An 8855-nucleotide genomic window follows, 5' to 3' on the forward strand; every position below is an offset into this window, starting at 1 on the left:
GTTATCGATTTCAATTACAGGAAGTCTACCAGAAATGCTTAAACAGGTAGAAATTTTCACCGATGGCTCTTGCCTGGGGAATCCAGGGCCTGGTGGTTATGGCGCTATCTTACGCTATCGCGGTCATGAAAAAACGTTTAGTGAAGGTTACACGCTGACCACCAATAACCGTATGGAACTGATGGCTGCGATCGTCGCGCTTGAAGCGTTAAAAGAACATTGCGAAGTGACATTGAGCACCGACAGCCAATATGTGCGGCAAGGAATTACCCAATGGATTCATAACTGGAAGAAACGCGGCTGGAAAACTGCGGAAAAGAAACCCGTAAAAAATGTCGATCTCTGGAAACGTCTCGATGCTGCGTTAGGTCAGCATCAGATCAAATGGGTATGGGTCAAAGGCCATGCAGGCCATCCCGAAAACGAGCGTTGTGATGAACTGGCGCGCGCCGCGGCAATGAACCCCACGCAGGAAGATAGTGGCTACCAGGCGGAGGCTTAGCCATCCGGTTTGCGATATTGCCGGGTGGCGCCAACGGTCTGGCGGATAGGGGTTTTACTTTTATTATGTCGCAGCGGATTAAGCGTAAGCGGGATGGTCCGCTTACGGGCCACAATAAGCTGTAAACAGCCCAGCGCCGGGATATGCGTATTTAAAAGCCGCCCTCCCTGCTTTTTCCAAGGTAAGACATGAAAACGGCTATAATGTAGCACTTCGAAATTGAGTAAAGACAGCCAGTCCAGTTGCCGCATAAGGGTAAACATCCGACTATTATAGGGCGGTGTTTTACGTAAAACGGGTACCAGTTTACGTAACCCCATCAAACTCAGCGGGTTAAATCCACTGATGACCAGCCAACCGTCATCAATCAATACGCGGTCGGCTTCCCGCAATAAACGGTGCGGGTCGGTACACCACGGCAAAGTATGCGCCAGCAGACAAACATCGACGGATTTATCCGCAAAAGGAAGGTGTAGCGGATCGGCCAGAACCTGCATCGGCGACCCCTGCGACGAAACATTCACCTGATGGGAGACCGCGCACGCTTCGGAATTGATTTCTGCGCTTAAATTACCGATTTTAAGCAAATGGAAACCATACATTTTTGCAAACCACGGATTTAGCTGCTGTTCCAGCGCCTCACGGTAGTAATTGCCCCAGGGCAACTCACCCCAACATCCGGGCGCAACGACAGTTTGAGAGAGCCTTGCCGGTTTCATCGCAACCTTCCGCTAATTATTTGAGAGGTAATATATGAATCTTAACAGTATTCCCGCGTTTCAGGACAATTACATCTGGGTGCTGACCAATGATGAAGGCCGCTGTGTGATTGTTGATCCCGGCGAAGCGGCACCCGTCTTAAAGGCCATTGCTGAACATAAGTGGATGCCGGAGGCGATTTTTCTGACGCATCACCATCACGACCATGTTGGCGGAGTCAAAGAGCTGTTGCAACACTTCCCGCAAATGACGGTTTATGGACCGGCGGAAACGCAAGACAAGGGAGCAACCCATCTTGTTGGCGATGGCGATACTATTCGCGTTTTAGGCGAGAAATTTACTCTTTTTGCCACGCCGGGTCACACGTTAGGACACGTCTGTTACTTTAGCCACCCTTACTTATTCTGCGGCGACACGCTGTTTTCTGGCGGCTGTGGTCGACTGTTTGAAGGCACGCCATCACAGATGTATCAGTCACTTATGAAAATTAATTCTCTGCCTGACGACACGCTCATTTGCTGCGCTCACGAATACACTTTAGCTAACATTAAGTTCGCATTGAGCATACTTCCGCACGATTCGTTCATAAATGAATATTATCGTAAAGTTAAAGAGTTACGTGTAAAAAAACAAATGACATTACCCGTTATTCTTAAAAATGAGCGTAAGATTAATCTTTTTTTAAGAACTGAAGATATTGATTTAATTAACGAAATAAACAAAGAAACAATATTGCAACAACCAGAAGCGCGTTTTGCATGGTTAAGGTCAAAGAAAGACACGTTCTGATAATTCTTACTTGTCATTCGCTAACTTCGCCGTTATGATCGGTCGTCTTTTAAGCAACTATTGACACACACATGAAGGCAAAAGCGATATTACTCGCCTCTGTCCTGCTTGTGGGGTGCCAGACGTCTCAGAACACTGGCAACGTCCAACAGCACGCACAGAGCCTTTCTGCAGCTGGTCAAGGGGAAGCAGGAAAGTTTACGAGTCAGGCACGATGGATGGACGACGGAACGTCTATCGCGCCAGATCAGGACTTGTGGGCTTTCATTGGCGACGAGCTAAAGATGGGAATTCCGGAAAACAGCCGGATTCGCGAACAGAAACAGAAGTATTTACGCAATAAGAGCTATCTCCACGATGTAACTTTACGGGCAGAGCCGTATATGTACTGGATAGCGGGGCAGGTTAAGAAACGTAACATGCCTATGGAGCTGGTACTACTACCCATAGTGGAGAGCGCTTTTGATCCTCACGCAACGTCTGGCGCCAATGCCGCAGGCATCTGGCAGATCATACCGAGCACAGGGCGCAATTATGGTTTAAAGCAGACCCGTAATTATGACGCGCGTCGCGATGTTGTAGCCTCTACGACCGCCGCGTTAGACATGATGCAGCGTCTGAACAAAATGTTTGACGGCGACTGGCTGTTAACTGTTGCAGCGTATAACAGCGGCGAAGGCCGTGTTATGCGGGCAATTAAAGCAAACAAAGCGCGTGGAAAACCGACGGATTTCTGGTCGCTTTCTTTGCCCAGAGAAACAAAACTCTACGTACCTAAGATGCTGGCATTGAGTGAAATTCTCAAAAACAGCAAACGCTACGGCGTACGTCTGCCAACAACAGATGAAAGCCGAGCGCTGGCACGAGTTCGTTTAAACAGTCCAGTTGAAATGGCCCAGGTTGCGGATATGGCGGGCATGTCTATCAGCAAGCTGAAGACGTTTAATGCCGGTGTAAAAGGGTCTACCTTAGGCGTAAGCGGTCCGCAATATGTTATGGTGCCCAAAAAGCATGCCGAGCAGTTGCGTGAGTCGCTGGCTTCCGGTGAGATTGACGCCGTTCAGTCCCAACTGATCGCCGACAATACGCCGTTGAATAGCCGTAGCTATAAGGTGCGCTCTGGCGATACGCTTTCCGGTATTGCTTCGCGGCTTGGCGTAAGCACGAAGGACTTGCAGCAGTGGAACAACCTGCGTGGTTCGCGCCTGAAAATCGGGCAAAGCCTGACCGTAGGCGCTGGCAGCAGCGCGCAACGACTGGCAAACAATAGCGATAGCATTACCTATCGTGTCCGTAAAGGCGATTCGCTTTCCAGTATCGCCAGACGTCACGGGGTGAATATCAAAGATGTGATGCGCTGGAACCATGATACGGATAATCTACAACCGGGCGATCAGCTTACGTTGTTTGTGAAGGACAATAGCACGCCAGACTCCTGATATTGTCCGACGAAAAAGCCAAAAGGCGCCGCTTCCCCCGGCGCCTTTTAAATTGCTATACCGCTTTATGCGCTTCCAGCATGATAGTATCGCTGCTAAACGAGCCGTCATCCTGCAACTCAAAATAACGCTTCACCTCTACCGGGGCGCTCGCCTGATATAATCGAATCGCCTCAACCAACGGCGCTGGAGTACGCATCCGCGTTACCCATGAGCGAAACTCCAGCGATAAACGATCGGTTATCACGGTATTCGTTACCAGCATCGCGTTATTGACCATCGCCAGCCATTCACCACTGGAATAGTTACGGACATGCGACGTGTCGCGTAACGCCTCCACCGTTTGCAGCCAGATATCGCGTACAGGATGTCCAGGCGACATGACATCCATGATAATCAGCACGCCGCCGGGTTTTAATACACGATAAACCTCACGCAATGCCTGACCAACGTCGTGCCAGTGATGCGCGGAATAGCGGCTAATCACCATCTCAAACGATGCATCTTCAAAGGGCAGTTTTTCGGCATAGCCTTGCCGGAGAGTAATATTACTTAAATGTCTTTCTTCCGCCGCTCCAGCGACAACCTCAAGCATGCTGGCTGATAAATCGTATGCCACGACCGAGTTGGCATGTTGCGCAGCGACAAAACTCGCGTGTCCAGCTCCACATCCCATATCCAGTACGTTCGCGTGGGAAAAATCAGACAGCCTTTGCGCCAGCCGCGCTAAGTCACGACCCGCTGCGTGAACGGCGCTATGTAAATAGGCGTTCGCCTGTGAACCAAACTGCTTTTCAACATTGTCATGGTGGGAATGCGTTGTCATGGTAGTGCCCTTCTGTTATGAGAAAAGTAAAGGGCAGCACCCGCAGAGGCCTGCCCCACGGCAGACCTGACGCACCTTTATTGCTCAGGTTTGCCGGGACTGAATTCAACGAGTAGCGGATTGTGATCGGAAGCGCGCGTCACCAGTACGGAGGCTTCATTCACGTTTAAACCACGATAAAAAACAAAATCCAGCGGTCGTCCAAACGCACGACGGCGTTGATCGTCAGTGAAACGCACCTGGCGCAGCGACATCTCACGTGCAAAGCGGTACAACGCATTCATACGTGGGCGGCTCCAGGCATTAAAATCCCCCGCCATAATGACAGGGCCGCTATGGTGCGCAATCTGGTCGCCGATCGGAAGTAACTGCTTACTGTACACGTCCACGCCCAGACTAAAATTTACCGCATGAACATTTACTACCATTAATAAACGGGTATCCGGCAACGGATATACCGTCACCAGGGCTGATTTCGCCAAACGTAAAATTGGTTCTCTTTCCCGTAAAGGGCAGCAGTAAACAGGATGGGCGGCAGAAAGCGTCATGACGCCAGACGGATGCTGAGGTAATACAAAAGCGGGAACCTGATCGGCGGCAAGATAGTTAGCGGTGGCAAACTGTACCAGTTCAGGCGTCGTCTGGGCCTCCTGCAACAGGACCAGATGCGCATCTTTGCCGTAGTTCTTCAGCACCGATAACCATTCGGCTCGCTGCTGCTTGAATATATTCCACACGAGGATACGGATCCGCTCTTCACTGCTTAGCGGTTCCCCGGCGGGCAATGCCTGGCCAATGCTCGCAAACGACCCTGGCGGCAAAATCCGCTCGGCGGGCTGTCCGGCAACATAGCGCATCGCATAGGTGTTTTTTCGCACTTTTGACTTTCAAACCTCTGTAACGTCAACCAGTCCTCAACCGGACTGGTTCTTCTGTTATAGGGATTTTAGCACTCACTTTCAACGAACAATTGCAGTTTGTTTTGTAAGTAGGCGCTTACATCAATAATTTACTCCAGAGCAATGCGTACAGGTTTATCAAGACGTCCGCTGACGCCCACCAGCAGGAAAGCCACCAGAACAATGAGGGCGCCAATCCACGGCGTCTGCGCCAAACCGTAATGCGCCACCGTTTGTCCGCCAATCACGGAACCCAGCGCAATACCAATGTTAAACGCCGCAATGTTCAGACCTGACGCCACATCTACTGCATTAGGCGTGAATTGTTCCGCTTTCTGTACCACGTAGACCTGCAACCCCGGTACGTTACCGAAGGCAAAGACCCCCATCACCAGAATGGTAGCCAGCGCGACATACTGCGTGGAGGCCGTCACCTGGAAGACCATAAGCAGAACAAACAGCACGGCGAAAATGAATTTCAGCGCCGGCACGGCGCCATGCTTATCCGCCAGTTTACCGCCCCAGATATTGCCGATAGCCACTGATACGCCATACCCCAGTAAGATCCAGCTTACCGCTGCCGGGGAGAATCCCGCCAGATCCTGCATCATTGGCGCCAGGAAGGTGAATGCCGTGAATACCCCGCCGTAGCCCAGCGCCGTAACGGCGTAAATCAGCAACAGACGAGGATGAGTCAGTACTTTCACCTGGTCACGAATGCTGGCGGCCGCCCGACCGGGAATATTGGCCGGAATCAGCAATTGACTGCTCATCAGCGCAATCACGCCTAACAGTGATACCGCAAGGAAGGTCTCACGCCAGCCAAAATGCTGACCGATAAATGTTCCCAGCGGCACGCCCGTGACCAGCGCTACCGTTAAACCACCAAACATAATAGCGATCGCAGAAGCCGCTTTCTCTTTTGGCACCAGACTTGTCGCGATGGTAGATCCAATCGAGAAGAACACGCCGTGCGCCAGGCCCGTCAGCAGACGGGCGACGATTAATGTCATATAGCCCGGTGCCTGCCATGCCAGCAAATTCCCCGCCGTAAACAAGACCATCAGCGCGACCAGTAACTGTTTACGCGGCAGGCGTCCGGTCAGCGCGGTTAGCACCGGCGCGCCAATAGCCACACCCAGCGCATAGATTGAAACCAGCATTCCGGCGGAAGGTAACGAGATAGCCAGTTGTTGAGCAATGGTCGGCACCAGGCCGACAATCACAAACTCAGTCGTGCCAATAGCGAAGGCACTTATAGTCAGTGCAAATAAAGCGAGAGGCATACATAACTCCATAACAGCAGTAATCAGATGACACGCAGTATGCCTGGATGTTTTAATGACAAAAATAGCCAAAATATCAATTTAATTTTGCTTCAGGAGCAAAAATGAAAGCCACCTCCGAAGAACTCGCAATTTTTGTCGCTGTCGTGGAAAGCGGCAGCTTCAGCCGGGCGGCAGAGCAGCTTGGACAGGCCAATTCCGCTGTCAGCCGGGCAGTTAAAAAGCTGGAGATGAAGCTCGGCGTCAGTCTGCTTAATCGTACGACCCGACAGCTGAGCCTGACTGAAGAAGGAGAGCGATACTTCAGGCGCGTGCAGCAGATACTGCAAGAAATGGCCGCCGCAGAAACGGAAATCATGGAGTCGCGTAATACCCCGCGCGGCTTACTGCGTATCGATGCGGCAACGCCGGTAATGCTGCATTTCCTGATGCCGCTGATTAAACCTTTTCGTGAACGGTATCCGGAAATAACGTTGTCTCTTGTCTCCTCAGAAACGTTCATCAATCTTATTGAACGAAAAGTGGATGTTGCGATACGCGCAGGCACGTTGACAGATTCAAGTCTGCGCGCGCGCCCGTTATTTACCAGCTATCGCAAGATTATCGCCTCGCCGGATTATATTGCCCGCTTTGGCAAGCCTGAGACCGTTGAAGAGTTGAAACGGCATCTGTGTCTGGGGTTCTCAGAACCTGTTTCGCTCAATACCTGGCCGATTGCCTGTAGCGACGGGCAGCTCCATGAGATCAAATGTGGGATTTCTTCCAATAGCGGGGAAACGTTAAAACAACTTTGCCTGAACGGTAACGGCATTGCATGTCTTTCAGATTATATGATTGATAAAGAGATCGCGCGGGGAGAACTGGTGGAACTGCTGGCCGATAAACGTCTGCCGGTAGAAATGCCTTTCAGCGCCGTTTACTACAGCGATCGCGCCGTCAGCACACGTATTCGGGCATTTATCGACTTTTTGAGCGAATATATAAGAACAGCTCCCGCAGGAGCTGTGAAAGAGGGGTAAAGGTACAAAGGATCGGGTAATTAATCCCAGGCAGGAGCCAGTCCTTCCGGGCTAACCAGACGATCGTTGCAGTCCAGTGCCGCGATCGCATTTTTATCTTCGGCATCCAGATGCAGATCCTGCGCCAGCAGGTTGCTTGCCAGATTTTCACGCCTGGTGGATGAAGGGATCACGGAGTAACCTTCACCCATTGCCCATGCCAGAATAACCTGCGCCGGGGTCGCATTATGTTTAGCCGCAATGCGCGCAATCACTTCATCTTTCAGCGCCTTACCGTATGCCAGCGTCATATAAGAGGTGATGTGGATACCGTGCGCTTTCGCCCAGTCAACCACCTTACGATTCTGCAGATACGGAGATAGCTCAATCTGGTTGGTGGCGATATTGTCTGCGCCCACCGCGGCAATAGCCTTTTCCATCAACGGAATGGTGAAGTTTGAAATGCCAATTTCGCGAGTCAGCCCTTGTTTTTTAGCTTCAAGCAATGCCTGCATAAATTCTTCGACAGACACGGCATCACCCGGAGATGGCCAGTGGATCAGCGTCAGATCGACATAATCGGTACGCAGTTTTTTCAGGCTCTCTTTCAGGCTTGGGATTAGCTTGTCTTTGCTAAGGTTTTCAATCCAGATCTTGGTGGTGATGTACAGCTCGCTACGTGGTACGCCGCTCTCAGTAATCGCCTGTCCAACAGCCGCTTCATTATCATAGATTTGCGCAGTGTCGACAGCACGGTAGCCCAGTTCAAGCGCCGTTTTCACAGAAGCGATAACCACGTCGTCTTTCAGGCGAAAAGTACCTAAACCGAATGCAGGGATAGTCATAGAATTCCTCTTTTTAATCACTATGTTCGTTAACTGAGGGGATTATGACCTTCAGCGCTTTGTAGAAAAAGAGCGAGAAATGCAGAGGATTTTTGCGAATTGAGCAATAATTAAATCGCAGGCAAAGAAAAAGCCCTGAGCTAATGCTCAGGGCTCTTAATAAGTGGCGGAACGGACGGGACTCGAACCCGCGACCCCCTGCGTGACAGGCAGGTATTCTAACCAACTGAACTACCGCTCCACCGAATTCTTTTACAATCACTGATTTTTACATCAGTTTACTGCTTAAATTGATGCCTGGCAGTTTATGAATCACTTCGTGATTCACCCTTCGGGCCGTTGCTTCGCAACGTTCAAAAGCTTTCGCTTTTGTCCTACTCTCTGTCGAGTAGTGAACTGCCCCGAAAGTTAATGCCATACTTCTAATTTGATGCCTGGCAGTTCCCTACTCTCGCATGGGGAGACCCCACACTACCATCGGCGCTACGGCGTTTCACTTCTGAGTTCGGCATGGGGTCAGGTGGGACCACCGCGCTAGTGCCGCCAGGCAA

9 protein-coding genes, 1 tRNA gene and 1 rRNA gene are annotated in these 8855 nt (G+C 50.9%); 4 read left to right on the forward strand and 7 right to left on the reverse strand.

Annotated features, from left to right (window positions below; all coding sequences use genetic code 11):
* Window positions 1–34: 34 nt before the first annotated feature.
* A complete protein-coding gene (gene rnhA / locus J4728_RS20155; protein ID WP_000917872.1) occupies window positions 35–502 on the forward strand; it encodes a ribonuclease HI in 468 nt (155 codons plus the stop codon).
* Here rnhA and J4728_RS20160 read toward each other — a convergent pair.
* Entirely contained in the window at window positions 499–1221 is a 723-nt protein-coding gene (locus J4728_RS20160; RefSeq protein ID WP_000801238.1) for a class I SAM-dependent methyltransferase, read from the reverse strand. The two genes, rnhA and J4728_RS20160, sit on opposite strands and share 4 nt — an antisense overlap.
* Window positions 1222–1255: 34 nt before the next feature.
* Between J4728_RS20160 and gloB the strand changes: the two genes are divergently transcribed.
* Window positions 1256–2011, forward strand: a complete 756-nt coding sequence (gene gloB / locus J4728_RS20165) for a hydroxyacylglutathione hydrolase (protein ID WP_001052773.1) — start codon at window positions 1256–1258, stop codon at window positions 2009–2011.
* Window positions 2012–2082: 71 nt separating this feature from the next.
* Window positions 2083–3450 carry a murein transglycosylase D gene (gene mltD, locus J4728_RS20170; RefSeq protein ID WP_000644706.1) on the forward strand — a complete coding sequence of 456 codons (1368 nt, stop codon included), beginning with the start codon at window positions 2083–2085 and terminating at the stop codon, window positions 3448–3450.
* Between the two features lie 55 nt (window positions 3451–3505).
* Here the strand turns inward: mltD and J4728_RS20175 are convergent, their stop codons facing one another.
* The 3 genes from J4728_RS20175 to J4728_RS20185 form a co-directional block, all read right to left on the reverse strand.
* The gene (locus tag J4728_RS20175; protein WP_023255415.1) at window positions 3506–4276 is read right to left on the reverse strand and encodes a class I SAM-dependent methyltransferase; all 771 of its coding nucleotides are present in this window, start codon (window positions 4274–4276) and stop codon (window positions 3506–3508) included.
* 77 nt (window positions 4277–4353) lie between these two features.
* Entirely contained in the window at window positions 4354–5154 is an 801-nt protein-coding gene (locus J4728_RS20180) for an endonuclease/exonuclease/phosphatase family protein (protein ID WP_001230970.1), read from the reverse strand.
* 131 nt (window positions 5155–5285) lie between these two features.
* A complete protein-coding gene (locus J4728_RS20185) occupies window positions 5286–6461 on the reverse strand; it encodes an MFS transporter (RefSeq protein ID WP_052944123.1) in 1176 nt (391 codons plus the stop codon).
* A 104-nt stretch (window positions 6462–6565) separates the two neighbouring features.
* Between J4728_RS20185 and yafC the strand changes: the two genes are divergently transcribed.
* Window positions 6566–7480: a DNA-binding transcriptional regulator YafC gene (gene yafC / locus J4728_RS20190; RefSeq protein ID WP_000648534.1), complete on the forward strand. Its 915-nt coding sequence runs from the start codon at window positions 6566–6568 to the stop codon at window positions 7478–7480.
* A 20-nt stretch (window positions 7481–7500) separates the two neighbouring features.
* Here yafC and dkgB read toward each other — a convergent pair whose 3' ends face one another.
* The 3 genes from dkgB to rrf all read right to left on the reverse strand — a co-directional run bounded on the left by dkgB (window position 7501) and on the right by rrf (window position 8852).
* On the reverse strand, window positions 7501–8304 hold the full coding sequence (gene dkgB, locus J4728_RS20195; protein ID WP_023260524.1) for a 2,5-didehydrogluconate reductase DkgB: 804 nt from the start codon (window positions 8302–8304) through the stop codon (window positions 7501–7503).
* A gap of 164 nt (window positions 8305–8468) precedes the next feature.
* Window positions 8469–8545 (reverse strand) — tRNA-Asp (locus J4728_RS20200).
* A 191-nt stretch (window positions 8546–8736) separates the two neighbouring features.
* Window positions 8737–8852: ribosomal RNA gene (gene rrf / locus J4728_RS20205) — 5S ribosomal RNA — on the reverse strand.
* Between the last annotated feature and the right edge of the window lie 3 nt (window positions 8853–8855).

It is taken from the genome of Salmonella sp. 32070601201500089SM (assembly GCF_017573605.1).
Classification (GTDB): domain Bacteria; phylum Pseudomonadota; class Gammaproteobacteria; order Enterobacterales; family Enterobacteriaceae; genus Salmonella; species Salmonella enterica.

Bases quoted from the DNA above. Each gene is read 5' to 3' on its own strand.
- yafC (WP_000648534.1), top strand. From the start codon at position 6,566: ATGAAAGCCACCTCCGAAGAACTCGCAATTTTTGTCGCTGTCGTGGAA.
- mltD (WP_000644706.1), top strand. From the start codon at position 2,083: ATGAAGGCAAAAGCGATATTACTCGCCTCTGTCCTGCTTGTGGGGTGC.
- dkgB (WP_023260524.1), bottom strand. From the start codon at position 8,304: ATGACTATCCCTGCATTCGGTTTAGGTACTTTTCGCCTGAAAGACGAC.
- rnhA (WP_000917872.1), top strand. From the start codon at position 35: ATGCTTAAACAGGTAGAAATTTTCACCGATGGCTCTTGCCTGGGGAAT.
- J4728_RS20185 (WP_052944123.1), bottom strand. From the start codon at position 6,461: ATGCCTCTCGCTTTATTTGCACTGACTATAAGTGCCTTCGCTATTGGC.
- gloB (WP_001052773.1), top strand. From the start codon at position 1,256: ATGAATCTTAACAGTATTCCCGCGTTTCAGGACAATTACATCTGGGTG.
- J4728_RS20175 (WP_023255415.1), bottom strand. From the start codon at position 4,276: ATGACAACGCATTCCCACCATGACAATGTTGAAAAGCAGTTTGGTTCA.
- J4728_RS20160 (WP_000801238.1), bottom strand. From the start codon at position 1,221: ATGAAACCGGCAAGGCTCTCTCAAACTGTCGTTGCGCCCGGATGTTGG.